At 69.0% G+C, this 26,591-nt stretch carries 18 protein-coding genes; 13 read left to right on the top strand and 5 right to left on the bottom strand.

All coding sequences use genetic code 11. The features are described 5' to 3' along the window. The first annotated feature begins 52 nt into the window (after positions 1-52). Together SLINC_RS33015 and hflX are read left to right on the top strand one after the other, a co-directional pair. Complete coding sequence (locus SLINC_RS33015) at positions 53-1,594, top strand: M1 family metallopeptidase (RefSeq protein WP_067440905.1); 1,542 nt, start codon at positions 53-55, stop codon at positions 1,592-1,594. A gap of 189 nt (positions 1,595-1,783) precedes the next feature. Then, a complete protein-coding gene (gene hflX, locus SLINC_RS33020) occupies positions 1,784-3,277 on the top strand; it encodes a GTPase HflX (RefSeq protein ID WP_067440908.1) in 1,494 nt (497 codons plus the stop codon). Positions 3,278-3,387: 110 nt separating this feature from the next. Here hflX and SLINC_RS33025 read toward each other — a convergent pair whose 3' ends face one another. Both SLINC_RS33025 and SLINC_RS33030 read right to left on the bottom strand, forming a co-directional pair. After that, the gene (locus tag SLINC_RS33025) at positions 3,388-4,593 is read right to left on the bottom strand and encodes a trypsin-like serine peptidase (protein ID WP_067440911.1); all 1,206 of its coding nucleotides are present in this window, start codon (positions 4,591-4,593) and stop codon (positions 3,388-3,390) included. A 259-nt stretch (positions 4,594-4,852) separates the two neighbouring features. Then, positions 4,853-6,076 carry a trypsin-like serine peptidase gene (locus tag SLINC_RS33030; protein WP_067440914.1) on the bottom strand — a complete coding sequence of 408 codons (1,224 nt, stop codon included), beginning with the start codon at positions 6,074-6,076 and terminating at the stop codon, positions 4,853-4,855. Between the two features lie 1,042 nt (positions 6,077-7,118). On the opposite strand from SLINC_RS33030, the gene SLINC_RS50505 reads away from it, so the two are divergent. The 4 genes from SLINC_RS50505 to SLINC_RS33050 all read left to right on the top strand — a co-directional run bounded on the left by SLINC_RS50505 (position 7,119) and on the right by SLINC_RS33050 (position 14,770). Then, positions 7,119-8,867 (top strand): aminotransferase class III-fold pyridoxal phosphate-dependent enzyme, encoded by a 1,749-nt coding sequence (locus SLINC_RS50505; protein WP_375141503.1) that lies wholly within the window; start codon positions 7,119-7,121, stop codon positions 8,865-8,867. Positions 8,868-9,459: 592 nt separating this feature from the next. Next, a complete protein-coding gene (locus tag SLINC_RS33040; RefSeq protein ID WP_067440918.1) occupies positions 9,460-11,412 on the top strand; it encodes an IucA/IucC family protein in 1,953 nt (650 codons plus the stop codon). A 151-nt stretch (positions 11,413-11,563) separates the two neighbouring features. Next, complete coding sequence (locus tag SLINC_RS47575; protein ID WP_067440920.1) at positions 11,564-12,388, top strand: GNAT family N-acetyltransferase; 825 nt, start codon at positions 11,564-11,566, stop codon at positions 12,386-12,388. Between the two features lie 369 nt (positions 12,389-12,757). Beyond that, entirely contained in the window at positions 12,758-14,770 is a 2,013-nt protein-coding gene (locus tag SLINC_RS33050; RefSeq protein WP_067440922.1) for an ATP-dependent DNA helicase, read from the top strand. A 185-nt stretch (positions 14,771-14,955) separates the two neighbouring features. Here SLINC_RS33050 and lexA read toward each other — a convergent pair whose 3' ends face one another. Then, positions 14,956-15,735 carry a transcriptional repressor LexA gene (lexA, locus tag SLINC_RS33055; protein WP_067440925.1) on the bottom strand — a complete coding sequence of 260 codons (780 nt, stop codon included), beginning with the start codon at positions 15,733-15,735 and terminating at the stop codon, positions 14,956-14,958. A gap of 563 nt (positions 15,736-16,298) precedes the next feature. On the opposite strand from lexA, the gene nrdR reads away from it, so the two are divergent. Together nrdR and SLINC_RS33065 are read left to right on the top strand one after the other, a co-directional pair. Beyond that, positions 16,299-16,877 (top strand): transcriptional regulator NrdR, encoded by a 579-nt coding sequence (nrdR, locus tag SLINC_RS33060; protein WP_067440928.1) that lies wholly within the window; start codon positions 16,299-16,301, stop codon positions 16,875-16,877. A gap of 166 nt (positions 16,878-17,043) precedes the next feature. Next, positions 17,044-19,938 (top strand): vitamin B12-dependent ribonucleotide reductase, encoded by a 2,895-nt coding sequence (locus SLINC_RS33065; RefSeq protein ID WP_067440931.1) that lies wholly within the window; start codon positions 17,044-17,046, stop codon positions 19,936-19,938. A 156-nt stretch (positions 19,939-20,094) separates the two neighbouring features. Here the strand turns inward: SLINC_RS33065 and SLINC_RS33070 are convergent, their stop codons facing one another. After that, positions 20,095-20,625 carry a TerD family protein gene (locus tag SLINC_RS33070; protein WP_067440933.1) on the bottom strand — a complete coding sequence of 177 codons (531 nt, stop codon included), beginning with the start codon at positions 20,623-20,625 and terminating at the stop codon, positions 20,095-20,097. 151 nt (positions 20,626-20,776) lie between these two features. On the opposite strand from SLINC_RS33070, the gene SLINC_RS33075 reads away from it, so the two are divergent. From SLINC_RS33075 to SLINC_RS33085, 3 genes are all read left to right on the top strand, one after another. Continuing rightward, positions 20,777-21,382: a YdbC family protein gene (locus SLINC_RS33075; RefSeq protein WP_067440936.1), complete on the top strand. Its 606-nt coding sequence runs from the start codon at positions 20,777-20,779 to the stop codon at positions 21,380-21,382. 119 nt (positions 21,383-21,501) lie between these two features. Beyond that, positions 21,502-22,161, top strand: coding sequence for a histidine phosphatase family protein (locus SLINC_RS33080; protein ID WP_067440939.1), 660 nt, complete (start codon positions 21,502-21,504; stop codon positions 22,159-22,161). A gap of 12 nt (positions 22,162-22,173) precedes the next feature. Further along, positions 22,174-23,079 carry an ADP-ribosylglycohydrolase family protein gene (locus SLINC_RS33085; protein ID WP_067440942.1) on the top strand — a complete coding sequence of 302 codons (906 nt, stop codon included), beginning with the start codon at positions 22,174-22,176 and terminating at the stop codon, positions 23,077-23,079. 314 nt (positions 23,080-23,393) lie between these two features. On the opposite strand, the gene SLINC_RS33090 is transcribed toward SLINC_RS33085, so the two are convergent. After that, positions 23,394-24,941 (bottom strand): MFS transporter, encoded by a 1,548-nt coding sequence (locus tag SLINC_RS33090; RefSeq protein WP_067440945.1) that lies wholly within the window; start codon positions 24,939-24,941, stop codon positions 23,394-23,396. 184 nt (positions 24,942-25,125) lie between these two features. Between SLINC_RS33090 and SLINC_RS33095 the strand changes: the two genes are divergently transcribed. Both SLINC_RS33095 and SLINC_RS33100 read left to right on the top strand, forming a co-directional pair. Next, on the top strand, positions 25,126-25,749 hold the full coding sequence (locus tag SLINC_RS33095) for a TetR/AcrR family transcriptional regulator (RefSeq protein WP_067440948.1): 624 nt from the start codon (positions 25,126-25,128) through the stop codon (positions 25,747-25,749). Positions 25,750-25,830: 81 nt separating this feature from the next. Beyond that, complete coding sequence (locus tag SLINC_RS33100; protein WP_067440951.1) at positions 25,831-26,532, top strand: ribonuclease HII; 702 nt, start codon at positions 25,831-25,833, stop codon at positions 26,530-26,532. The last annotated feature ends 59 nt before the right edge of the window (positions 26,533-26,591 follow it).

Genomic DNA, 26,591 nt, shown 5'->3' on the forward strand with positions numbered 1-26,591 from the left:
GCCGGTCGCGCGCCGTCGCCGCACGGCACGCGCGCGCTGGTAGCGGTGGTGCATGCTGCTCACCCCCCGCACACCGGTCAGCCCCCGCACCCCGGTCGTCTCTCGCGGCCAGGCCGCTCCCCGGGCCCGCCTGAGTGCCTCCGGACGCCGCAAGGCCGCCGCGGTGCTCGCCTCCGCCGTCTCCGTCTGCCTCCTCGCCGCGAGCGCCCCGGCCGACCCGCTGGGCGTCGGCGACCGGCTCTTCCCGCACCTCGGCAACCCCGGGTACGACGTGGCGTCGTACGACCTCTCCTTCACCTATCCCGGCACCAACAGCAAGCCGCTCCAGGCGGTCACCACGATCGACGCATGGACGACCGCCCCGCTGGAGCGCGTGAACCTCGACTTCGCGCACGGCAAGGTCGACTCCGTGGAAGTCGACGGCGCGCCCGCCGCCTTCACGAGCGCCGGTGAGGACCTGGTCGTCACGCCCGAGCAGCCGCTGCCCCGAGGCAGCTGGATGCGGATCACCGTCCGGCACACCAGCGACCCCGTGCCCGCCGCGGACCGCGACGGCGGCTGGGTGCGCACCGACGACGGGCTCGCCATGGCCAACCAGGCCGACGTGGCCCACCTGGTCTTCCCGTGCAACGACCACCCCTCCGACAAGGCCATGTTCACCATCCGGGTCACCGCGCCCAACGGCTACACGGCCGTCGCCAACGGACTGCCGACCCACGTCGACCGGGCGGGCAGGGCGACCACCTGGACGTACCGCACCCAGCACCCCATGGCCACCGAGCTCGCCCAGGTCTCCGTCGGCCGCTCCACCGTGCTGCGCCGCACCGGCCCCCACGGGCTGCCCGTCCGGGACGTCGTGCCCACCAAGGACCGCTCCCGGCTGGAACCCTGGCTGAAGAAGACCCCCGGCCAGATCTCCTGGATGGAGGAGAAGGTCGGGCCGTACCCCTTCGAGACGTACGGCCTGCTCGTCGCCGCCGCCGACACCGGCTTCGAACTGGAGACGCAGACCCTCTCCCTCTTCGAGCGCGACCTGTTCACCGAGCCCGGCTTCCCCGAGTGGTACGTCGATTCGATCATGGTGCACGAGCTGGCCCACCAGTGGTTCGGCGACAGCGTCAGCCCCCGCACCTGGTCCGACCTGTGGCTGAACGAAGGGCACGCCACCTGGTACGAGGCCCTGTACGCGGAGGAGAAGGCCGGCCGCACCCTCCAGGCCCGCATGAAGGCGGCCTACGGGGCCTCCGACCGCTGGCGGGCGGCCGGCGGACCACCCGCGGCCCCCAAGGCGCCCACCCCCGGCCAGAAGATCGGCATCTTCCGCGCCAACGTCTACGACGGCGCCGCCCTCGTCCTCTACGCCTTGCGCCAGGAGATCGGCCGCCCGGCCTTCGAACGCCTGGAACGCGCCTGGGTGACCCGCCACAAGGACGGCGTCGCCACGACCGCGGACTTCGTCGCACTCGCCGAGGAGATCTCCGGACGCGACCTGGGCGCCTTCTCCGAGGGCTGGCTCTACGGCGAGAAGACCCCGCCGATGCCCGGACACCCCGAGTGGAAGTCGGTCGCGCCCCGGGCGATCCCAGCGAAGTAGCACAGCGAATCCCAGCGAAGAATCCCAGCGGAATAACTCAGTGACGAGACGCCCCGTGCCGTGCGACCATCTTCAGGTCGGCGCGGCACGGGACACGGGAATCTCCCGGGGTACTCGTGCGTTGTCCACAGTGAACGCTGATCGCCGTGGCGGTCGCCGTATCGGAATCCCCAACGACGTAAGGACCCAATGACCTCCTCTTCATCTTCTTCCCAGGACACTGAGCGCGTCGCGCATGCCTACCCCGAAGGTCTTCGGGCCGATGCCCTGATGGAAGAGGACGTCGCCTGGAGCCACGAGATCGACGGAGACCGGGACGGTGACCAGTTCGACCGCTCCGAGCGTGCGGCCCTGCGCCGCGTCGCGGGCCTCTCCACCGAACTCGAGGACGTCACCGAGGTCGAGTACCGCCAGCTCCGCCTGGAGCGGGTCGTGCTCGTCGGCGTCTGGACCTCGGGGACCGCGCAGGACGCGGACAACTCCCTCGCCGAGCTCGCCGCCCTCGCGGAGACCGCGGGTGCTCTCGTGCTCGACGGCGTGATCCAGCGCCGCGACAAGCCCGACGCGGCCACCTACATCGGTTCCGGCAAGGCCGACGAGCTGCGCGACATCGTGCTGGAGACCGGCGCGGACACCGTCATCTGTGACGGTGAGCTCAGCCCGGGCCAGCTCATCCACCTCGAAGACGTCGTCAAGGTCAAGGTCATCGACCGTACGGCCCTGATCCTCGACATCTTCGCCCAGCATGCCAAGTCCCGAGAGGGCAAGGCGCAGGTCGCGCTCGCGCAGATGCAGTACATGCTGCCGAGGCTGCGAGGCTGGGGTCAGTCGCTGTCCCGTCAGATGGGCGGCGGCAAGGGCGGCGGTCTCGCCACCCGTGGTCCCGGTGAGACCAAGATCGAGACGGACCGGCGTCGGATCCGCGAGAAGATGGCGAAGATGCGCCGGGAGATCGCGGACATGAAGACCGGCCGCGAGATCAAGCGCCAGGAGCGCAAGCGCCACAAGGTGCCGTCGGTCGCCATCGCCGGCTACACCAACGCCGGCAAGTCCTCACTGCTCAACCGCCTCACGGGCGCGGGCGTCCTCGTCGAGAACGCACTGTTCGCGACCCTCGACCCGACCGTGCGCCGGGCCGAGACCCCGAGCGGCCGCCTGTACACGCTGGCCGACACGGTCGGTTTCGTCCGGCACCTGCCGCACCACCTGGTCGAGGCGTTCCGCTCCACCATGGAGGAGGTCGGCGAGTCCGACCTGATCCTGCACGTGGTGGACGGTTCGCATCCGAACCCGGAGGAGCAGCTGGCCGCTGTGCGCGAGGTGATCAGGGACGTCGGTGCCACCGGCGTGCCCGAGATCGTCGTGATCAACAAGGCCGACGCGGCCGACCCGCTGACGCTCCAGCGGCTCATGCGGATCGAGAAGCGCTCCATCGCCGTCTCGGCCCGTACCGGCCGGGGCATCGAGGAACTGCTCGCCCTGATCGACAACGAGCTGCCGCGGCCCTCGGTCGAGATCGAGGCGCTCGTGCCGTACACCCACGGCAAGCTGGTCGCCCGCGCGCACGACGAGGGCGAGGTGATCTCCGCGGAGCACACCCCGGAGGGAACCCTGCTCAAGGCCCGGGTGCACGAGGAACTGGCGGCGGATCTCGCACCGTACGTGCCGGCGCCGGTCGCCTGACCGACGCGGTGTCCCGGACCGCGACAGCGCTCCGGAGAGCCCGAAAGCCGTGAAGTGCGTGAAGGCCCGCCCCCTGCCTGTCGCAGGGGGCGGGCCTTGAGCGTGTGCGGTCACCGACCGCCGTAGGTCTTGCTCATGTTCTGGTAGAGCGTCTCGGCTTCCTGGCCGAGCTGCGGGCCCGCCAGCCAGGTGTTGTCGAGGGGGCCGATCGACGTGTTCGAGACCAGCTTGGTCGTGCCGCCCACCACCCGGAACCAGCCGCCGCCGGACGAACCGCCGGTCATGGTGCAGCCGATCCGGTACATCGTCGGCAGCGCCGTGCCGAGCGAGAGGCGGCCCGGCCGGTCGAGGCACTTGAACATCTTCAGACCGTTGTAGGGCTCCGCCGCCGGGTAGCCCCAGGCACCCATCGTGGCGACGTCGGTCGCCGACGGGGCGGAGAAGTCGACGTCCAGGGCGCCCGTGGTCTCCTCCAGCGACCTGGCCCCGGACTCCGGCTTCACATGCAGCACGGCGAAGTCGTACGTCGCGCCCGCGCCGCCCGTGTCCGAGCCGCCCCGGATCCACTCGTTCGAGGTCGAGGCCCAGTCGGCCCACCAGTTGCCGTAGGGCGCGACCTCGGAGGCGGTGGCGTTGGCCAACTGCGCCTCGGACTTGCCCAGGTCGTTGTAGGCCGGGACGAAGACGATGTTGCGATACCAGCCGCCGCTGCCACCGGCGTGCACGCAGTGCCCCGCGGTCCACACCAGATTGGACTTGCCCGGGTGGTTCACGTCCTTGACGACCGTGCCGGAGCACACCTTCGGACCGTCGGGGGAGTCGAAGAAGATCTTCCCGACCGGGGCCGCGTTCACGTGGTACGGCGTCTTCTCCGCGGCCGCCTCGACGGGTGCCGGATCCGGGTCGCTGACGCCCTGGTCGGCGGCCGCGTCCTTGGTCGAGTACGTCTTGTTGGCCTCCGTCGCGGACTGCATCCGCTCGGGCTTCCACAGACCCTCGATCACCGGGTTGACGAAGTCCTTCGCCTCACTGAGCCACTTGTCCTTGTCCCAGTTCTGCCAGCCGCCTGCCGCCCACTTGTCGACATCGATGCCGCGCTCCTTGAGCTTGTCGGCGAGGGCGGCCGGAATCTTGACCTTGCCCTCGGCGGCCGGGGAGGCGCTGGAGTCGGTGCCCGCCTTGTCGGCGGTGCCCTCGTCCGAGCCGTTGCAGGCGGTCGCGGTCAGGGCCAGGGCGGCGATGAGCCCGGTGGTGGCGAGGAGTGTGCGGTTGCGCCGCCCGCGTCGTGGCGCTGCGGGCGTACGTGTGGAACGCATGGTGCGGTAACCCCCGTGGGAACGTGCGAGTGTCGTGTGCGTGTCACATGCGGGGTGGATCCTTGTGCATCTGATCCGTGGATCTGCCGATCTGTCGATCTGCGAACCCGTGGATCTGCGAACCCGTGTCTCTGTGGTTCTGTGGATCTCCCTTGAGGACGACACCCCACTATGCCCGGGGAGTTGGGGGTGAACGGCGGTGAGGTGGTGAAGGTTTCTCCGAGACACCCCACCGCCGTACCCGGTGGCTACAGGACGGTCACTGGCCTGCGAACTTCTCGCTGACCGAGTCGTACACACCCTTGGCCGCATCGCCCAGCCGCGGACCGGCCAGCCAGCCCGCGGTCGCCGGGCCGATCGAGGTGTTGGAGACCAGCGCCGGCCGACCGTCCGAGCCCGTCGCGACCCAGCCGCCCCCGGACGAACCCGCCGTCATGGTGCAGCCGATGCGGTACATCGTCGGGTCAGGCGCACTGATCGACAGCCGACCCGGCTTGTCCTGGCACTGGTACATCGACTGCCCGTCGAACGGCGCCGCCGCCGGATAGCCGGTCGCCGTGATGCTCTTCACCTGTGCCACCGCCGGAGCCTTGAAGTCCACCGGCAACGCCGAACCGACCGTCTCCTCCAGGGACTTGCCGTTCCCGCCCTCCTCCGGGGTCACATGGATGACCGCGAAGTCGTAGGAGGCGCCGTCACCGCCCGTCGCGCCGCCCTGCTCGATCCACTGATCCGAGGTCTGCGCCCAGTCACCCCACCAGGCACCGTACGGAGCGGCCTCCTCCCGGGTGGCGTTCTGCAACTCCGCCGCCGTCCGACCCTCGTTGTTGTACGACGGCACGAACGCGATGTTGCGGTACCAGCCGCCGTTCTTGCCCGCGTGCACGCAGTGCCCGGCCGTCCACACCAGGTTGGACTTGCCCGGGTTGGCCGGGTCCTGCACGACCGTCGCCGAGCAGACCATCGAGCCCTCGGGGGAGTCGAAGAACACCTTCCCCGCCGCGGGAACGCTGTCGTGATACGTAGGCGACACGGCCTTCGCGTCCACGGGCTCGGGCGTCGGGTCGGTCACGCCCTGGTCACCGGAGAGGTCGCCGGCGTCGACGGCGTTGTCCGGGTCCTCGGCCTTCCGCATCCGGTCCGGGTTCCACAGACCCTCGATGATCGGGTTGATGTACTCGTCGGCCTCACGCAGCCAGTCGTCCTTGTCCCAGTTCTTCCACTCGCCGTTCTTCCACTTGTCGATGTCGATCCCGTGCTCTTTGAGCCTGTCCCTCAGGTTGTCGGGGATCGTGATCTTGCCGTCGCTCTCGGACGGGGCGGAGGAACTGGCCTCGCCACCTGCTTCGGTGTTCCCCGAGCCGCAGGCGGTGGCGGTGAGCGCGAGCGCCGAGGCGAGCGCGACGGCGGCCAGTACGGGGGAGGTTCGGCGGCGCGCGTTCCCCCCTCGACGAGCGGTGAACGACGGCCGAATGGATCGCATGTCTGACTCCCCCAGAGTGGACGAACGTGGTGCTCGGGCCATGAACCGCGGGCTGGACTCCGCGGATCTCACGTCGATCTCACGCCGAGTTCATACCGGTCTCACGGACTTCGGGAACGGCATCACACGATATGCGCTCGCCACGGGGGACTTCCCGCGGAACCGCAACGGTTTCGCTACGAGCTGTCTGACCTGGCAATCATCCTCCGGCCCCCGGTGACTCGGCGGCCTCTCGCGCCCGACCCCGCTGGGCAGTTGGTCTCCTTCCGCTCGGCCTTTGGCATCAACAGGTGATGTCGGTCACGTGCGTTGACAGCTCTCTCCGAGTGCCGGGTCGGCCGACGGCCAGGAGAGCGCCGTCGCACTGGCATTGCCCGCTGTCGTGCGTTGCCGGCAGTCGCCTTGGCGGGACCCCCACCTGCGGTTCTCCATCCCAAGGATCTTGAAGTGACCCGTAACCCGGTGAGAAGTCCCAGGTTGGTAGCACTGGGGGCGTGGCGCGGGTCGTCGGTCCGGTCGCGTGCCCGAATCCCCGGCGTATTCGAGTGAAGACCCGCGGGGTTTCGTATGTCGAGTCGGGCGAGGAAGCGAGGCACTGCTCGCCCTGGACAGCGGGAGGACGGGGAGAACCGTGGCCATGACCGAAACCGGGGAGAACGCCGCGACTTTGTCCGGTGAGGGCGCGTCGCCTGGGGGAACCGCTGTGGCGGGTGAGGCTGCTTTGGGTGGTGGGGCTGTTTTGCGTGGTGCGGATGCTTCGTCGGGTGGCGTGGTCTCCTGCGATGAGAGTGGTTCGGTGCTTGCTGGCCGTGGTGGGCTCGATGCTTCGGATGCGGTGGCTTCGCGGGGTGGGGCGGTCGCGCACGGTGGGGTGGCTTCGTTCGAGGGGGTCGCTTCGGTGGGTGGTCCCGTTTCCGTGGGTGGTCCCGCTTCGCTTCGGGGGACAGCTTCGGCGGGTCGTGGTCCTTCGGACGGTGCCACCGCTGGGGCCATTGCCGGGCCCGGCGTTGGGCCCGTCGCGACCGCGTCCGGCGGTGCCGTCGTGGGACGCGCTGTTGGCGAGGCGCCCGCTGGGACACGCTCGTCTCACGAGGCGACCCTGCGACGCCAGGCGGCGCGCGAGCCCGGGGCGCGCACCTATGCGCGCGCCCTGCCCATCGTCCCGGTTCGAGCCCGTGGGCTGACCATCGAGGGTGCGGACGGCCGCCGCTACCTGGACTGCCTCTCGGGCGCCGGGACTCTGGCCCTCGGCCACAACCACCCCGTGGTCCTGGAGGCGATCCGCACAGTCCTCGACTCGGGCGCACCGCTGCACGCCCTCGACCTCGCGACCCCCGTCCAGGACGCTTTCATCGCCGAGCTGTTCCGCACCCTGCCGCCCGGTCTCGCCGGCCGGGCACGGGTGCAGTTCTGCGGACCGGGCGCCACGGATGCCATGGATGCCGCCTTCGGACTGGTCCAGGCCGCGACCGGCCGCAGGGGGCTGCTCGCATTTTCCGGTGCCCGCCATGGCGTGGGGGCGGGGGGATTCGAGCAGGCCCGGGGGTTCGAGGCGTTTGTCGGGCGAGCCGGTGGGTTCGAGGTGTCTGGGAGAACCGGAGGGTTCGAGGCGTCCGGGGCAGCTCGGATGTTCGAGATGCCTGGGCAAGCTGAAGCACTTGAAGGAGCCGGGAACGCTGGTGCGTTTCAGGGGCTTGCACAAGCTGGTGGGGGCCAGGGACCCGGGCGTGCGGGTGAGTTTGACAGGGCCGGGCGGGCCTTGGACGCGCCGCTCACCCACCTGCCCTACCCGCAGGACTACCGCTGCCCGTTCGGCGTCGGCGGTGCACGGGGCGCCGACCTCGCGGCCCGCTGGACCGAGTCTGTTCTCGACGACCCCAGGACGGGGACGCCGCTGCCCGCCGGGATGATCCTCGAAGCGGTCCAGGGCGAGGGTGGGGTGATTCCCGCCTCCGACGACTGGATGCGGCGCATGCGTGAGGTCACAGCCGCCCGGTCCGTCCCACTGATTGTCGACGAGACCCAGACCGGTGTCGGCCGCACCGGCGCCTTCTGGGCCGTGGACCACAGCGGTGTCACTCCCGATGTGATGATCCTCTCCAAGGCCATCGGCGGCAGTCTGCCCCTGTCCGTGGTCGTCCACAGCGACGCCCTGGACGTCGAGGAACCCGGCGTCCACACGAGCCCCTACCGCGGCAACCAGCTCGCTATGGCCGCCGGAACGGCGACCATGGCCTACGTCCGCGAAAACCATCTCGCCGAACGCGCGGCCACACTCGGCTCCCGCATGCTCACACAACTCCAGGACCTGGCCCGGCAGTTCGCCGTCGTGGGTGAGGTGCGAGGGCGGGGACTGATGATCGGCGTCGAGATGGTGGAGCCGGTGGGGGTTGGTGAGGCGGGCGGGGGAGCATTGGGTGCTGGTGCTGGTGCTGGTGCTGGTGCTGGTGCTGGTGCTGGAAGCGGTGGGGCGCGGGGTGCGAGTGTCGGGTTCGGGGACGGCAGTGACCGTTCCGGTGGAGGCGTGGAGCTGGTCATGGAACCCCAGCCCGCCCGTGAACCACGCCCTGCCGCGCCCGCCCTCGCGACCGCCGTCCAGCGGGAGTGCCTGCGCCGCGGCTTGATCGTCGAACTCGGCGGACGCCACGGCAACGTCGTCCGCTTGCTCCCGCCGCTGACGATCAGCGACGAACAGGCGACCGCGGTGCTGGACCGACTGGCCGACGCGTTGGAGGCGGTGGCCCGCAGCAGCACCTACGGCGACCAGCAGCGCCATCGGCAGGCGGGATAGTGCGGCGGCCGTGCTCCCGTACGTCCGCGAGCCTTGGCACGACCTCGGCGCCTCGTCGGACCCCGATCGCACTCGGTCTCGCCAACGCGAGCGGCCCCACGCACGCGCATGGCACCACTGCCGCACGTGACCCCAGCCATGCCCGCGGAGACACAGCGCTTCGAACGGCCATACCCGCGAGGCCACTTCGGACTTCGCCGACTGACTCTTCCCGAACATCGGTCGCCTCCAACGGAATTCTTCGATATCTGGACCACCCAAGCCCGACGCACACCCTGGCCCCCACGCCGCGCAGATCCCCTCTGGTCGCGCCGACCAGGACCACCCCGAGGACCACCTCTTGAACACCACCCCCACACCGGACGACCGTGTCTCCATCCCCGCAGGGCGGCTGCCGTCGAGCCCGCTCTCGCTGGCCCTCGCCGACAGACCGACCTCCCCAAAGGCACCGGCTGAACCCACCGCGCCGGCTGAAACCGTCGCCCCGGCCGTACCCGTCGCACCGACCGCATCCACCGCCCCGGCCATCGCGTCAGCCGGGTCAGCTGTGCGTCGGCCCGGGGAGCCTTCGCCCGAGGACGCCGAGGCACAGATGGGCGCTCCCGGGCGAGAAGCGAGCCCCGAGAAGCGCGAGACCACCCCGGCCCAGCGCGGCGCCGCACAGGACGAGTCGCTGCTCGGCGCTTCCGGTGACCTCCTGGACCACGCCGACCCGCACCTCGCAGCCGAAGCCTCAGCTGTCGAGAACCTGCTGCGCTGCTGGGTGCGCGAAGCCGGTCTCCCCGCCCCGGACGACGGCGTCCTCCGTATCCCCCTCCCGTCGAGCGGCACCGCTCTGCTCGCCCCCGTCCACTACTGGTCCCCGACCGGGTGGCACCGCTTCGGCCTGCCCCACCTCGCCGACGCCCCACCGCAATCCCCGCCGGCCGATGCCGTCACGGTCGCCGCACTACTGACCAGGGAGGGGTTCGGCGAGATCTACACCACTTGTGGGCAAGACCCGGCCTCCCAAGGGCAAGGACCTGCCGTCCGCGAGCAGGCCCCGGGCTCCGCTCCCGCACCTTCAGCGACCTCACCCGCCGACCTCGTCGTGCGCGTTGCCGATTCCGTCCGTCGAACCGCGACCTTCATCAGCGAGCGTCGGAAGCATCCCGCCGACGTGCCCGACCTCTTCCTCGCCGCCGAACAGGCACTCGTGCTCGGACACCCACTGCACCCGACTCCGAAGAGCCGCGAGGGTCTCTCTGAGGCCGAAGCCCCCCGCTACTCACCCGAGTTGCGCGGCTCGTTTCCCCTGCACTGGTTGGCGGTTGCTCCCTCCGTCCTCGCCACCGACTCGGCCTGGACCGAACGCGGTCGTTCCGTTCCCGCGGCCCAGCTCACCGCTCGGCTCGCCGGTGCCGGGCTGTCGTTGCCCGACGGCCACGCGGCCCTGCCTCTGCACCCATGGCAGCTCCGCGAGGTCCGACACCGCCCCGAGACAGCGGCTCTGTTCGACGTAGGTCTGCTCCGAGACCTCGGCGCCCACGGCTCCCCGTGGCACCCCACCTCCTCCGTACGCACTGTCCACGCTTCCGACGCCCCGGCCATGCTCAAGTTGTCTCTGGGCTTGCGCGTCACCAACTCCCGTCGTGAGAACCTCCGCAAAGAACTCCACCGCGGTGTCGAGGTCCACCGTCTTCTGCGCAGCGGCCTGTTCAACCAGTGGCAGGCGACGCATCCCGGATTCGACATCGTCCGCGACCCGGCCTGGCTCGCCGTCGACGGGCCGGACGGCAACCCTGTGCCCGGGCTCGACGTGATGATCCGGCACAACCCCTTCCGCCCTGCGGACGATGTCACCTGCATCGCCGGACTCGTCTCGCCCCGGCCTCACGTCCCGTCGGGCTCCGCCGCCGGCGGTCGGGACGCCGACCGACCCGTCATGTGCTCCCGACTGGCAGTCATCGTCAGCCGCCTTGCGGCTCGAACGGACCGCCCCCGAGGAGCCGTTGCCGTCGAGTGGTTTCTGCGCTACCTCGAACAAGTCGTCCGGCCGGTGCTGTGGCTGGACGCAGAGGCGGGAATCGCCCTGGAGGCGCACCAGCAGAACACGCTGCTGCTCCTGGACGACCAGGGCTGGCCGGTCGGGGGCCGCTACCGCGACAACCAGGGCTACTACTTCCGTGAGTCCCGGCGCGAGGAACTCGACGCGCGTCTGCCCGGTGTTGGCCGCCGCAGCGACACCTTCGTCTCCGACGAGGTCACCGACGAGCGATTCACGTACTACCTCGCGATCAACAACGTTCTGGGGCTCATCGGAGCGTTCGGCTCCCAGCGGCTGGCCGACGAACGGCTGCTCCTGGCCGCCTTCCGCCGCTTCCTCGGTGACGTGGCCGCCGGCCCCGACCGCCTGCGCAGCACGCTGCCCACCCGTCTGCTCGACTCACCCGTCCTGCGCTGCAAGGCCAACCTGCTGACCCGCCTGCACGGTCTCGACGAGTTGGTCGGTCCGGTGGACACCCAGTCCGTCTACGTCACCATCGCCAACCCCCTGCACACCTGATCGACTTCCCAGTCCATCGCCCACCTCCTCGTATCCCACCAAGCCTCCGTTGCCTGGCACTCGCCGTCATGCCTGACCCATACCTCCGACAGATCTCAACCCCCTTCACATCCGAGGAACATGAACCACCCGTCTCCTGAGAGGAGCGTTCGTGTCCGCCCCCGACGCGAGTGCCGACGCCGGTGCCGCCTCCATCGCCGGTATCGGCCCGGACCCTTCCGGTACGGCTGGGCGAAGCACCGACACGGGTTCGCGGACGGGCCGCCAGGCCGACGATGACGGACTCGGCGTCCGAGTCCCGGACCAACGGCGTGTGCTCTCGCCGAGAGAGGAGAGCAACACAGGCCCGGCACGGTCTCGACCGGAGGGCACGGCAGCTCCGGCTCCCCTTCAGCCGGCGGCTGACGACCTGCTGGGCGGAGTGGCCGTGTGGGGGCCGATCGTCACCCCTGTGGGCATGTTCCGCCTCACCCCCGTCCGTATCGAACGGGACCTCCTGCTCGTCAGCCGCTGGATGAACGACCCAGCCGTCGCGGAGTTCTGGGAGCTGGCCGGATCCCAGAGCATCACCGAGGAACACCTGCGGGCCCAACTCGCCGGTGACGGAAGCAGCGTGCCGTGCCTCGGCATACTCGACGGCACTCCCATGAGTTACTGGGAGATCTACCGCGCCGATCTCGATCCGCTGGCCCGCGACTATGCCGCTCGGCCGGACGACATCGGTATCCATATCCTCATCGGCGGTGCCGCCGACCGCGGGCGCGGGCTTGGCAGCGCTCTGCTGAGAGCCGTAGCCGATCTTCTACTCGACAGGCGGTCCGCCTGTGCCCGCGTCGTCGCGGAACCTGACCTGCGCAACATCCCCTCCATCGCCGCCTTCCTCAGTGCAGGCTTCCGCTTCTCCGCGGAGATCGACCTGCCTGCCAAGCGGGCCGCCCTCATGGTCCGAGACCGGTCCCTGCGCCATCTCCTCTAACGCCACGTCGCAGCGCCATCACTTTTGGTACACCGCTCGCGGCGATCAGGTTCCCGCTCCCCTCGAAGAAACTTCCAGCAGACCCGATTCCTCGCGAGATCAGTTATCCGCAGGCCCCGCCGAAACGGGCCCCGCCGAAAGGCTCAGCCGAGTTGCCCCCCCCGCCCCCTGACAAGGCCGAGGACCTTCGGCTCCGTCTGGGACCTCGCACCCCGAACTTCGTCCACCGACCTCGCAAACCGACAGAACCACAGTCACGCCAGACCGATCCTCACCCGAGGAATCAGAGGAATCATCAGTCTTGATCCAGCCCCTCGCCCCCGCCTTGCTCACCCCGTTGTCAGTGCCTAGCCGTAGGGTGGTCGCGCTATGACGAAGCCCTCACTCCCCGAACTCCTGCATGCTGCCGTCACTGCTGTCGGCGGCACGGAGCGTCCAGGCCAGGTGACCATGGCCGAAGCCGTCGCAGACGCGATCGACGACGGTTCCCACTTGTTGGTACAGGCCGGTACCGGCACCGGAAAGTCGCTGGGCTATCTGGTGCCCGCGCTCGCGCACGGGGAACGCGTCGTCGTGGCGACCGCGACGCTCGCCCTCCAGCGCCAGCTGGCGGAACGAGACCTTCCGCGTACGGTCGACGCGCTGCACCCGCTGCTGCGCCGCCGCCCGGAGTTCGCGATGCTCAAGGGCAGGTCGAACTACCTGTGCCTGCACCGTCTCCACGAAGGCGTCCCGCAGGACGAGGAGGAGGGGCTCTTCGACCAGTTCGAGGCGGCGGCACCCACCAGCAAGCTGGGCCAGGACCTGCTGCGGCTGCGCGACTGGTCGGACGAGACCGAGACCGGGGACCGCGACAACCTCACGCCAGGTGTGTCCGACCGCGCCTGGGCCCAGGTGTCGGTCTCGTCGCGGGAGTGCCTGGGCGCCTCGAAATGCGCGTACGGTGCCGAGTGCTTCGCCGAGATGGCGCGTGAGCGCGCCAAGCTCTCCGAGGTCGTCGTCACCAATCACGCCCTGCTCGCGATCGACGCCATCGAGGGAGCTCCCGTCCTCCCGCCGCACGAGGTGCTGATCGTCGACGAGGCGCACGAGCTGGTCTCCCGGGTCACGGGAGTGGCCACCGGCGAGCTCACCGCCGGCCAGGTCAACCGCGCGGTGCGCCGTGCCGCGAAGCTGGTCAACGAGAAGGCGGCCGACCAGCTCCAGACGGCCGCCGAGGGCTTCGAGCGGCTGATGGAGCTGGCCCTGCCGGGCCGTCTGGAGGAGATCCCCGAAGATCTCGGCTATGCCCTGATGGCCCTCCGTGACGCCTGCCGCACCGTGATCTCCGGGATCGGTGCGACCCGCGACAAGTCCGTCCAGGACGAGGACGCGGTCCGCAAACAGGCGCTGGCAGCGGTGGAGTCCGTGCACGACGTGGCAGAGCGGATCACGAACGGCTCCGAGTGGGATGTCGTCTGGTACGAGCGCCACGACCGCTTCGGCGCCTCACTGCGAGTCGCCCCCATGTCCGTTTCGGGCCTGCTCAGGGAGAAGCTCTTCACGGACCGCTCGGTGGTCCTCACGTCCGCGACCCTGAAACTGGGCGGCGACTTCAACGGAGTCGGTGCCTCGCTGGGCCTCGCGCCCGAGGGCACCGAGGGTGAGGACATCCCCCAGTGGAAGGGCGTCGACGTCGGCTCGCCCTTCGACTATCCGAAGCAGGGCATCCTGTACGTCGCGAAGCACCTGTCGCGTCCCGCGCGGGACGGCGACCGCGCGGACATGCTGAACGAACTCACCGAGCTGATCCAGGCGGCGGGCGGGCGGACGCTCGGCCTGTTCTCCTCGATGCGGGCCGCCCAGCTGGCAGCCGAGGAACTGCGCTCGCGTATCCCCGAGTTCCCGATCCTGCTCCAGGGCGAAGAGACGCTCGGCGAGCTCATCAAGAACTTCGCGGCCGATCCGAAGACCTGCCTTTTCGGCACGCTGTCCCTCTGGCAGGGCGTGGATGTACCCGGTCCCAGCTGTCAGCTCGTCGTGATGGACAAGATCCCGTTCCCGAGGCCGGACGACCCGCTGATGAGCGCCCGCCAAAAGGCGGTCGAGGACGCCGGCGGCAACGGCTTCATGGCCGTCGCCGCCACACACGCGGCACTCCTCATGGCCCAGGGCGCCGGGCGCCTCGTCAGGGCTTCGGGGGACCGTGGGGTGGTGGCCGTACTGGACCAGCGACTGGCCACGGCGCGCTACGGGAGCTATCTGAAAGCGTCACTGCCCGACTTCTGGTACACCACGGACCGTAACCAGGTCCGCAAGTCGCTGGCCGCGATCGACGCGCTGGCCCAGCAGGCGGAAGCGGCGCAGGTCGAGGCGCCACAAGAGGGGCAGGCGGAGGCCTGACATGCGTGAGCGGGCCTGACCGACGCCGGTCAGGCCCACCCCACCCACGCGGCGCAAGCCGCCGACGCGCCCAGGACAGCACAGCGTCCCGGACAGCACAGGGCCCCGGAACCGGCGCAGGGGTTCCGGGGCCCGGTCAGGGGGCGAGCCTCCAAGGTGACCAGGGAGTCTGCCCGCCGCAGCCGTCACACGCGGCGCAGCACAGCCACCACCTTGCCGAGGATGGTCGCGTCGTCGCCCGGAATCGGCTCGTAGGCCGAGTTGTGCGGGAGGAGCCAGACGTGGCCGTCCTCGCGCTTGAAGCGCTTGACGGTGGCTTCGCCGTCGAGCATCGCGGCGACGATGTCGCCGTTCTCGGCGACTGGCTGGCGGCGGACGGTGACCCAGTCGCCGTCACAGATGGCGGCCTCGATCATGGAGTCGCCGACGACCTTGAGGACGAACAACTCGCCGTCACCGACCAGCTGGCGGGGCAGAGGGAAGACGTCCTCGACGGATTCCTCCGCGAGGATCGGACCACCGGCGGCGATACGACCGACCAGCGGGACGTACGACGCGGCGGGCTTGCCCGCGGTGTCCGTGGGCTGGGCCGACGACGCCTGGTCCGAGCCGCGCACCTCGTACGCCCGCGGGCGGTGAGGATCACGGCGCAGGAAGCCCTTGCGCTCCAGTGCCATCAGCTGGTGGGCCACGGACGAGGTGCTGGACAGGCCGACGGCCTGACCGATCTCCCGCATCGACGGCGGGTAGCCGCGCCTCTGCACTGAGTCCCTGATGACCTCGATCACCCGGCGTTGCCGGTCTGTGAGTCCGGAGCTGTCGGCCCGGATGCCTGGAGGTCGGCCAGGCAGGGAGCGCTTTTGCCCCTCGGGATTCGTGGCTTCGTTCATCGCATGCACCGGCTCAAGTCGGCCCTGGGAGCGGTCCTGGGCAGTGATGGTGGCACTGTCTGCGGTGGTGGTCACGTCGGCCCCTCTCGATGGTCTCCCTGCTGGACAACGGTAGTTGCTTTCGAAAGGTTGCGCCAAACACACGTTCGAGTGAAAAAACGCGAATCGCCTGACTTGATCATGTGTCCGGGTGTATGGCTAACGCGGTACCTGGCAGGCAAAAAGGCTCATTGTTGTACTCTTCACCGCCGAGGTGGCGACCTCGTGGGCGCCGCCCCAGTCTGCCATCCGCCTTCCCGTCAGCCGGGGACCGGTCCCCATCTCTGCGGGAACCCCACGCGGCCTCCGTGCCATGCCCACGGTATCTCCGCATGTGTCGAGGCGATACGGCTGCGCGTCCCGTGTGTCGCTGCTGCGTACGGGGCGGTGGCACATGCCAAGGCGGGTGCGACACGCGAGTACGGCGTGTATGTATGGGCCAATCCCCACATGTAGTGGTTGGATTGCAGCAGCGGCCCAGAAGTTGTGGTCCCCCGGGTCTTCAGGCCCACGGCGATCGCCTATGCTTGGGGCTGCTTCGTGGGGCCCGAGTGGCCTCCTGAGGCTATTGAGTCTGCTGCGAGGAGGGTTGGAGATCCATGCACTGCCCCTTCTGCAGGCACCCCGACAGCCGCGTCGTCGACAGTCGTACGACCGATGACGGCACGTCGATCCGCAGGCGCCGCCAGTGTCCGGACTGCTCCCGTCGTTTCACGACCGTGGAGACGTGCTCGCTGATGGTGGTCAAGCGGTCCGGAGTCACCGAGCCTTTCAGTCGTACCAAGGTCATCAATGGTGTGCGCAAGGCATGCCAGGGACGGCCTGTCACCGAGGACGCGCTCGCTCAACTCGGCCAACGGGTCGAGGAGGCGGTGCGGGCCACCGGGAGCGCCGAGCTGACCACCCACGACGTGGGGCTGGCCATACTCGGCCCGCTTCAGGAGCTCGATCTCGTCGCTTATCTGCGATTCGCCTCTGTCTACCGGGCGTTCGACTCGCTCGAGGACTTCGAGGCCGCGATCGTGGAACTGAGGGAACAGACGGGACGCCCCGCCGCGGACGACGACGACCGCGAGGGCGCTGACGACGGCCAAGGAGCTGTCGCGGGGAGCCAAGAAGACGACGGCGGGCCCGGAGGGACTGTTCAGGTCCCCGAGCCCGCGCGCGCCGCCGACTGACCGGCGGGCCGGACCGGGGTTTCAGGCCTCGGGGCCGGCCGGGTGGCGGCGAACGAAGACCTGTTGCGGGCAGGAGCGAGTGGGATGCCCGCAACACCAGACAGAACACCGTGCCACGGGAACATCGGGGCACTTCAGGGCGTTTTAGCCCGTACAGGGAGGCGGCATGACAGAGACGGCGAGCGGTCCGGCACGGAGTTCCCGTGCCAAGGGCACCAAGGCGGCCAAGGGACTGCGTATCGAGCGCATCCACACCACCCCCGGAGTGCACCCGTACGACGAGGTGGCCTGGGAGCGCCGTGACGTCGTCATGACCAACTGGCGCGACGGCTCGGTCAACTTCGAGCAGCGCGGCGTCGAGTTCCCCGACTTCTGGTCGGTGAACGCGGTCAACATCGTCACCAGCAAGTACTTCCGCGGTGCTGTCGGCACCCCGCAGCGCGAGGTGAGCCTCAAGCAGCTCATCGACCGCATCGTGAAGACGTATCGGAAGGCCGGCGAGGACTACAAGTACTTCGCCTCGCCCGCCGACGCCGAGATCTTCGAGCACGAGCTGGCGTACGCCCTCCTGCACCAGATCTTCAGCTTCAACAGCCCCGTCTGGTTCAACGTCGGTACGCCCCAGCCGCAGCAGGTCTCCGCCTGCTTCATCCTGGCCGTCGACGATTCCATGGAGTCGATCCTCGACTGGTACAAGGAAGAGGGCATGATCTTCAAGGGCGGCTCCGGCGCCGGCCTGAACCTCTCCCGCATCCGCTCCTCCAAGGAGCTGCTCTCCTCGGGCGGCAACGCCTCGGGTCCCGTCTCCTTCATGCGCGGTGCCGACGCCTCCGCGGGAACGATCAAGTCGGGCGGCGCCACGCGCCGCGCGGCCAAGATGGTCATCCTCGACGTCGACCACCCCGACATCGAGGACTTCATCCAGACCAAGGTCAAGGAAGAGGAGAAGATCCGCGCCCTCCGTGACGCGGGCTTCGACATGGACCTGGGCGGCGACGACATCACGTCCGTCCAGTACCAGAACGCCAACAACTCGGTCCGTGTGAACGACACGTTCATGAAGGCGGTCGAGGACGGCGGCAAGTTCGGGCTGACGTCCCGGATGACCGGCGAGGTCATCGAGGAGGTCGACGCCAAGGAGCTCTTCCGCAAGATGGCGGAGGCCGCGTGGGCCTGCGCCGACCCGGGCATCCAGTACGACGACACCATCAACCGCTGGCACACGTGCCCGGAGTCCGGCCGTATCAACGGCTCGAACCCGTGCAGCGAGTACATGCACCTGGACAACACGTCCTGCAACCTCGCCTCGCTGAACCTGATGAAGTTCCTGAAGGACGACAGCAAGGGCAACCAGTCCTTCGACGTCGAGCGCTTCGCGAAGGTCGTCGAGCTCGTCATCACCGCGATGGACATCTCCATCTGCTTCGCGGACTTCCCGACCCAGAAGATCGGCGAGAACACGCGCGCGTTCCGCCAGCTCGGCATCGGCTACGCCAACCTCGGCGCCCTGCTGATGGCGACCGGCCACGCGTACGACTCCGACGGCGGCCGTGCCCTGGCGGGCTCCATCACCTCCCTGATGACCGGTACCTCGTACCGGCGTTCCGCCGAACTCGCCGCGGTCGTGGGCCCGTACGACGGCTACGCGCGCAACGCCCAGCCGCACCTGCGCGTCATGAAGCAGCACTCCGACGCCAACGCCGAGGCCGTCCGCATGGACGACCTGGACACGCCGATCTGGGCCGCCGCCACCGAGGCCTGGCAGGACGTGCTGCGTCTCGGCGAGAAGAACGGTTTCCGTAACTCCCAGGCGTCCGTCATCGCCCCGACCGGCACCATCGGTCTGGCGATGTCCTGCGACACCACCGGCCTTGAGCCCGACCTCGCCCTGGTCAAGTTCAAGAAGCTGGTCGGCGGCGGTTCGATGCAGATCGTCAACGGCACCGTCCCGCAGGCCCTGCGCCGCCTGGGCTACCAGGAGGAGCAGATCGAGGCGATCGTCGCCCACATCGCCGAGAACGGCAATGTGATCGACGCGCCCGGCCTCAAGCACGAGCACTACGAGGTGTTCGACTGCGCCATGGGCGAGCGCTCCATCTCCGCGATGGGCCACGTCCGCATGATGGCCGCGATCCAGCCGTGGATCTCCGGCGCGCTCTCCAAGACGGTCAACCTGCCGGAGACGGCGACCGTCGAGGACGTCGAAGAGGTCTACTTCGAGGCGTGGAAGATGGGCGTCAAGGCGCTCGCCATCTACCGCGACAACTGCAAGGTCGGTCAGCCGCTCTCCGCGAAGACCAAGGAGAAGGAGAAGACCGAGATCACGGAGAAGGCCGAGGCCACCATCCGTGAGACGGTCGAGAAGGTCGTCGAGTACCGCCCGGTCCGCAAGCGTCTCCCGAAGGGCCGCCCCGGTATCACCACCTCCTTCACCGTCGGTGGCGCCGAGGGTTACATGACCGCCAACTCCTACCCGGACGACGGTCTCGGCGAGGTCTTCCTGAAGATGTCCAAGCAGGGCTCGACCCTCGCGGGCATGATGGACGCCTTCTCCATCGCGGTCTCCGTGGGCCTCCAGTACGGCGTGCCGCTGGAGACGTACGTCTCGAAGTTCACGAACATGCGCTTCGAGCCGGCCGGCATGACGGACGACCCGGACGTGCGGATGGCGCAGTCGATCGTCGACTACATCTTCCGCCGCCTGGCGCTGGACTTCCTGCCCTTCGAGACGCGCTCCGCTCTTGGCATCCACTCCGCAGAGGAGCGTCAGCGTCACCTGGAGACCGGTTCGTACGAGCCGAGCGACGACGAGGTCGACGTAGAGGGCCTGGCCCAGTCGGCCCCCCGCGCCCAGGAGCTGAAGGCCGTGGCCACGCCCAAGGCCGAGGTCGAGGCGGCCAAGCCCGCGCCCCAGCAGGCGCACACCAGCGCGGAGCTGGTGGAGATGCAGCTCGGCATCCAGGCCGACGCCCCGCTCTGCTTCTCCTGCGGCACCAAGATGCAGCGGGCCGGTTCCTGCTACATCTGCGAGGGCTGCGGCTCGACCAGCGGTTGCAGCTGACACAGGAAGGTGCTCGTGTCCCCGACTGACAGGTAGGACCTGAGGAGGGGCGCCGACGATGTGTCGGCGCCCCTCTTCGTCGTAGAGATGGGCGACGTTGTCGGATGCGGTGGGCGACGGGTTTCCGAAGCCGTCACCCAGTCCGCGGCCTGTGCCTCAGGCCCGGCGCGTCCGGCCCATCGTCACCGTGAAGGTCGCGGGATCGTCCTCGAAGCCCTGGACCCCGGGGTGGAAGTCCCAGGTGCTGCCGTCGCGTACGAACTCGGCGACCGTCGCCGCCGTGGCCCCGAGCACGCCACCGAAGTCGTCCTCGGCCAGGTCCGTGTAGCCCTCGCGGATACGGAGCGAGGGGTTGCCCACGCTGACGAACGTGCGCTCGCCGGGGCGCTGCTGGATGACGACGCCGACGACCACGCGCGCGTAGCGGGGATCGAGCCGCTCGAGCTCGACGGTCAGGACCTCGTCCCAGCCGAAGCCCTTGCCGTCCTTGCTGTCCCGATTGAGGTAGATGGTGCCGTCGGGGGAGCGGCTGTCGAAGTGCACCACATAGGCGGGATCACCATACGGATCGCTCGCCAGGTAGGTCGCGGCCACCACGTCCAGATCGGTCGCCGGCTGCCCCGCCGGACTCGGGTCCCACTTCAGGGCCACTTCGACCTTGCGGATCCCCTTGCTGAGGCCGTTCACCAGAAGACTTCCCTTTCCCCGGAGTAGCCGACCCGAACTACCGGGCAGGCGGAGCCGATTGCCCATCCTGCCACGCGCGCGGGGGAGTTCGCGGAAGAGCTCTCCGCGCGAGAGTGACCGACGCCACGCTCCGTGGCCTTACCATGGCGCGGTGCTGGTCAAGTGGATTCGCTGCACCGTGGTGGACCGCCGCGGTTTCGAGCGGGGGCAGCGAAAATGGGCGGGGCTTCTGGGCGAGCCGGGATTTCGGGGACAGGGCGGTGGCTGGAGCCGGGGACGGCAGGGTGTGGCGCACATCTTCGCCTTCTGGGAGAGCCGCGCCTTCTACGACTCCTTCATGGCGCGTTCCCACGACCGGCTGGCCGCTGCGCAGTCGGGCACCTTCAAGGACATCGAGGTCAAGCTGTTCGACTACCGCTTCGATGTGAAGACCGGCTTCGAGCCGCGCTTCACGGACGCCGACCTGGTGCGTGTCGCCCACTGCCGCGTCCACGAGGAGCGTGCCGAGCACTTCACGCTGATGCAGGAGAAGGTCTGGAACCCGGCGATGGCCGGTTCGCCGGGCATGGTCCGCGGCTTCTTCGGCGAGGCGCCGGGCAGCGAGTTCCTGGTGCTGTCGATGTGGCTCTCGACCGCCGAACACGGAAAGTACCGCACCGAACGTGTGGAGCGCCTCGCCCTGCGTGCCCAGATCGAGGCGGACGTCGCGTCCCTCACGGGCGACATCGTGCAGCTCGAACCGAGCTGGATAGTTTGACTTCCGGACTCGCTGCGGGGGCGTCTCAAGGTGACTCGTGGTGCGTAAAGTGTGTGACCTACGCCGTATGGGGCCCGTACGAGTGCTCGATCAGGCCTCACTCGATCTAGGGTTTTGGCATGGCACGACCACGGCGCATCGTCCTTGTCCGACACGGGGAATCAACGGGCAATGTTGATGACACCGTCTACGAGCGTGAACCCGACCATGCCCTGGCCCTGACGGACCGGGGTTGGCGGCAGGCGGAGGAGACCGGAAAACGGCTGCGCGAGGTCTTCGGCCGCGAACGCGTCAGCGTGTACGTCTCCCCGTACCGACGCACGCACGAGACCCTGCGGGCCTTCCATCTGGACCCGGAGCTCATACGAGTGCGCGAGGAGCCCCGGCTGCGCGAGCAGGACTGGGGAAACTGGCAGGACGGCGACGACGTCCGCCTCCAGAAGGCCTACCGGGACGCCTACGGGCACTTCTTCTACCGCTTCGCCCAGGGTGAGTCCGGTGCCGATGTCTACGACCGGGTGGGCGGCTTCCTGGAGAGCCTCTTCCGCAGCTTCGAGGCCCCCGATCACCCGCCGAACGTGCTGCTGGTCACCCATGGGCTGGCCATGCGGCTGTTCTGCATGCGCTGGTTCCACTGGACCGTCGCGGAGTTCGAGTCGCTCGCGAATCCGGGGAACGCGGAGATGCGCATGCTCGTTCTGGGGGACGACGACAGGTACGCGCTGGACCGGCCCTTCGAACGCTGGCGGGATCCGAAGCCGTACGGGAACACCGGATAGAGTGGCAGCGCGATGACCAGTGACTTCTCTCCCGGCGGACGTCTGGACCGCGCCGTGGCCAGCCTGCGCGGGCTGGCGGTGGGGGACGCGCTGGGCTCCCAGTACTTCGTGCCGGTGAACTACCCACTGCTGAAGCGACGCGAGCTGCCGCCCGGCCCCTGGCAGTGGACCGACGACACGGAGATGGCCTGCTCCGTGGTCGCCGTCCTGGCCGTCCACCACCGCGTCGACCAGGACGCCCTGGCTCGTTCGTTCGCCGATCACCATGACTTCGACCGTGGCTACGGCCCGGCGGTCAACCGCCTGCTACGCCTGATCCGGGAGGGCGGCGACTGGCGCGAGCTCGCCGCCGCGCTCTTCAACGGACAGGGGTCGTGGGGCAACGGCGCCGCGATGCGGATCGCACCCCTCGGCGCCTGGTACGCGGACGACCCGGAGCAGGCGACCCACCAGGCGGAGATCTCGGCGTATCCCACGCATCAGCATCGCGAGGCCGTGGTCGGCGCCATGGCTGTCGCCGCGGCCGCCGCGATCGTCGGCGCGCCCGGCGGCCCACCAAGCGCCGAGGCGCTCCTCGACGGTGTTCTCGCACTGATCCCGAAGAGCGCCGTCGGCGCTGGGCTGAGACGGGCCCGGGACATGCTCGACTACGCCGACGCGGCCACCGTCGCCGCCGTGCTGGGGTGCGGACGCCGTACGACGGCCCACGACACCGTGCCCTTCGCCCTCTGGTCGGCCGCGCGATCCCTGAGCGATTACGAGCAGGCGTTCTGGACGACCGCACAGGTCGGGGGCGACGTGGACACGACGTGCGCCATCGTGGGCGGAGTACTCGCCGCGGGGAAGGCGGGGACGCCGCCGGCCGGATGGGTCGAGCGGGTCGAGACCTTGCCGGAGTGGGTTCCCGCATCTGCCTGATGGCGCCGAGCTCGGGGGCGGCTGAGAATCTGCCGCACCCTTGAGAACTCTCCGTGTGTGATGGGAACTCTGTGTGACCATCCTGGCGTTCTTCTGACATCCGATGGGTGATGCGTCGGACTCACACGGGCGAGTGACACGCGAGAGCGGCTGGAGGTGCGCGCATGCAGGTCGTGGATCTGCTGATCCTGCTGGCTGTGTCGGCCGTGCTGGTGGATGTGCGTGCTGCGCGGATGGCCGCACCGGCGTCCCCTTCGGCTGTCGCCCGGGCGCGGTGCGACCATCCGCAGCTGTGCTCTCTGTGCGGGGGCGGATCAGCCGAGGCCCGGACCCGCTGTGCCGGAGAGAGCCTCCAGGTCGCTCTTGCGGACCCTGATCACCAACCAGGCCGTCACCAGGGCGAGTACGGCCATCGCCGCGGCCGCGACGAAGCCCGTCGAGATGCCCTGGGCGAGGACCTCGTGCCCCCATGGGGCCGGCAACTGCTGCGTCTTGGCGAACTCCGCCTTCTGCTCCGCCGACCCGTCGGCAAGGAGCCGTGGCACCTGTTTCTCCGCCTCGTCCCTGCTGGCCGTGCCGAACACCGTCGTCAGGATGGACAGGCCGAGCGAACCGCCCACCTGCTGTGTGGCGTTGAGCAGTCCGGACGCCGCACCGGCCTCGTGCGGGGCCACTCCGGAGACCGCGGTGAGCGTCAGCGTCACGAAGTTCAGACCCATGCCGAAGCCGAAGATCAGCATCGGACCCAGCACTCCGCCCGCATAGGAGCTGTCGGAGCTGATCAGGCTCTGCCAGGCGAGACCTATCACCGCGAGCGCCGAGCCCACGAGCATGAAGGGCTTCGGCCCGAGAACGGGCAGGAACCGCTGGGACAGACCAGCGCCCAGCGCGATCACCACTGTCACCGGCAGGAACGCGAGACCAGCCTCGATCGGGGTGTACCCCAGCACGTTCTGCACGAAGAGCACGATGTAGAAGAACATGCCGAACATCGCGGCGGCGAGACTCAGCATGATCACGTACGTGCCGGAGCGGTTGCGGTCGGCGAACATCCTGAGCGGAGTGATCGGTTCCTTGGCGCGCGACTCGACGAGAGCGAAGGCCACCAGCAGCACCACGGCGGCACCGAAGGAGCCGATGGTCAGGCTGTCGCGCCACCCCTCGTCCGCGGCGCGGATGAAGCCGTAGACGAGGGAGGCCATGCCCGCGGTCGACGTCAGGGCTCCGGCGATGTCGAAGCGGCCGGAATGCCGTTCGGACTCGTTGATGTACAGCGGTGTGAGAACGGCGATCAGGACACCGATCGGCACGTTGACGAAGAGCACCCATCGCCAGTCGAGCCACTCGGTCAGCATGCCGCCCGCGAGCAGTCCGATGGCGCCGCCGCCCGCGGAGACCGCGGCGAAGACACCGAAGGCCCGGTTCCGTTCGGGCCCCTCGGGGAATGTGGTGGTGATGAGGGCCAGCGACGTCGGCGACGCGATGGCACCTCCCACGCCCTGGAGCACCCGGGCGGCCAGCAACTGCCAGGGTTCCTGCGCCACTCCGCCGAGCAGCGAGGCGAAGGTGAACAGCAGGATGCCGGCCATGAAGACCCGGCGTCGGCCCAGGATGTCGCCGGCCCTGCCGCCGAGGAGAAGCAGCCCGCCGAAGGTGAGTGTGTAGGAGCTGACGACCCAGGTGAGGTCGGTGGTACTGAACTTGAGAGCGTCTTGAATGTGCGGGAGCGCGATGTTCACAATCGTCGCGTCGAGTACCACCATGAGTTGGCAGGCCGCGATGACGGTGAGCGCGATGCCGGGATGTCCCTGCCGGCGGGCCGCACCTGGTTTCCGGTCCGGGATCAACTGAGAGGTTGTCACTATGGGTCCCCCACAACAGCTTTAGTGAACGATCGCGTTCACTGTCGCGTCAACGGTAGTGAGTCCCCGCTAGTGAACGCAAGCGTTCACTTGTGTTGCCGTCGTGTGGCACGTCCCCCATTGCTGTCCCACGGCGCCCCCCATCCCCGGAATCCCCGCTTCCCTGTCTGCTGGAGACGCTCAGATGGTTACCTCGCGCTGGACAACCGCCCCTGCCCGGGCGGCCGCCTCACGCCGGCGTGGCGTCGTACTCGAACGCGCGATCCTTGAGGCCGCGCTGGACCAACTCGGTACGGTCGGTTGGAAGGGCCTCACGATGGAAGGCGTCGCCGCCGGCGCGCAGACGGGCAAGGCCGCGGTGTACCGGCGCTGGCCGTCCAAGGAGGACCTCGTCGCGGACGCGCTCCAGTGCGGACTGCCTCGGCTGGAGGAGGCCCCCGATCTGGGCAGCGTGCGCGAGGACCTGCTGGAGCTGTGCCGGAGGGCTCGGGAGGCGATGTTCTCGCGACCGGGATTCGCCCTTCGGGCGGTCATTCACGAATGCGACCCCGTTCAGGCGGAGCGCTTCCATGGTGTGATCTTCGAGGGGGTCGTGGAACCGGCCATCGGACTGATCCGTGAGATCGTCACCCGCGGTATAGAGCGCTCAGAGGTGCGAGCGGACGCGGCGAACAGCTACGTCTTCGACGCCATCCCGGCCATGATGATGTACCGCTCCAAGGTGTACGCAAGCGAATGGAGCGATCGGGACATCGAAGAGATGATCGACCGGTTGATGGTTCCGCTGCTGCGGCCGGCCACCGACTGACCGAGGCGCGCGGTGCCGGTGGAGCCGTTCGGGAAACCGGGGTGTCGGACGATGATTCGGGCGGCGTAGGCTAAGGGCGCCATGCCGTACGAACCGCCTACTCACACCGTCGAGCGCTCCCTCCGCGCCACGACCGGAGCGAAGATCATTGCCGGTGTCGACGAGGTCGGGCGCGGCGCGTGGGCCGGCCCCGTCACCGTCTGCGCCGCGATCACCGGTCTGCGTCGACCCCCCGACGGGCTCACCGACTCCAAGCTGCTCACCCTGAAGCGACGCACGGAACTCGCCGCGATACTTCAAGGGTGGGTGACGTCGTTCGCCCTCGGGCACGCCTCTCCCGAGGAGATCGACACGATGGGGATGACGGCCGCTCTGCGCACCGCGGCCGTGCGAGCCCTGGAAGCCCTGCCGGTCCGCCCCGACGCGGTGATCCTGGACGGGAAGCACGACTATCTCGGCACGCCCTGGAAGGTGCGCACGGTGATCAAGGGCGACCAGTCGTGCGTGGCCGTGGCGGCGGCCTCCGTGATCGCCAAGGTTCAGCGCGACAAAATGATGGCCGAACTGGGTATCGACCATGCAGACTTCGACTTTGCGGCCAACGCCGGGTATCCGTCGCCCTCGCACAAGGCCGCACTGGAGGAACGGGGCCCCACCCCGTACCACCGGTTGTCGTGGGCGTATCTTGATGGGCTGCCCCAGTGGCGGCACCTCAAGAAGGCCCGCAGCTGGGCGGACGGAAACGTTCCGAAGATCGAGGGGCAGCTCGGCTTCGACTTCTGACGATTCCGCTCGCACTCATGTGCCACCCGCCCACGCGAGCCGCACCAACGTTTGATAAA

Origin of the sequence: Streptomyces lincolnensis, assembly GCF_001685355.1 — a bacterium.
GTDB lineage: Bacteria > Actinomycetota > Actinomycetes > Streptomycetales > Streptomycetaceae > Streptomyces > Streptomyces lincolnensis.

Excerpts from the sequence above, each read along its gene's own strand:
- SLINC_RS33015 (WP_067440905.1), top strand. The coding sequence starts at position 53 with ATGCTGCTCACCCCCCGCACACCGGTCAGCCCCCGCACCCCGGTCGTC.
- SLINC_RS33065 (WP_067440931.1), top strand. The coding sequence starts at position 17,044 with ATGACAGAGACGGCGAGCGGTCCGGCACGGAGTTCCCGTGCCAAGGGC.
- SLINC_RS33030 (WP_067440914.1), bottom strand. The coding sequence starts at position 6,076 with ATGCGATCCATTCGGCCGTCGTTCACCGCTCGTCGAGGGGGGAACGCG.
- SLINC_RS33040 (WP_067440918.1), top strand. The coding sequence starts at position 9,460 with ATGGGCGCTCCCGGGCGAGAAGCGAGCCCCGAGAAGCGCGAGACCACC.
- SLINC_RS33080 (WP_067440939.1), top strand. The coding sequence starts at position 21,502 with ATGGCACGACCACGGCGCATCGTCCTTGTCCGACACGGGGAATCAACG.
- nrdR (WP_067440928.1), top strand. The coding sequence starts at position 16,299 with ATGCACTGCCCCTTCTGCAGGCACCCCGACAGCCGCGTCGTCGACAGT.
- hflX (WP_067440908.1), top strand. The coding sequence starts at position 1,784 with ATGACCTCCTCTTCATCTTCTTCCCAGGACACTGAGCGCGTCGCGCAT.
- SLINC_RS33095 (WP_067440948.1), top strand. The coding sequence starts at position 25,126 with ATGGTTACCTCGCGCTGGACAACCGCCCCTGCCCGGGCGGCCGCCTCA.
- SLINC_RS33050 (WP_067440922.1), top strand. The coding sequence starts at position 12,758 with ATGACGAAGCCCTCACTCCCCGAACTCCTGCATGCTGCCGTCACTGCT.
- SLINC_RS33085 (WP_067440942.1), top strand. The coding sequence starts at position 22,174 with ATGACCAGTGACTTCTCTCCCGGCGGACGTCTGGACCGCGCCGTGGCC.
- SLINC_RS33100 (WP_067440951.1), top strand. The coding sequence starts at position 25,831 with ATGCCGTACGAACCGCCTACTCACACCGTCGAGCGCTCCCTCCGCGCC.
- SLINC_RS33025 (WP_067440911.1), bottom strand. The coding sequence starts at position 4,593 with ATGCGTTCCACACGTACGCCCGCAGCGCCACGACGCGGGCGGCGCAAC.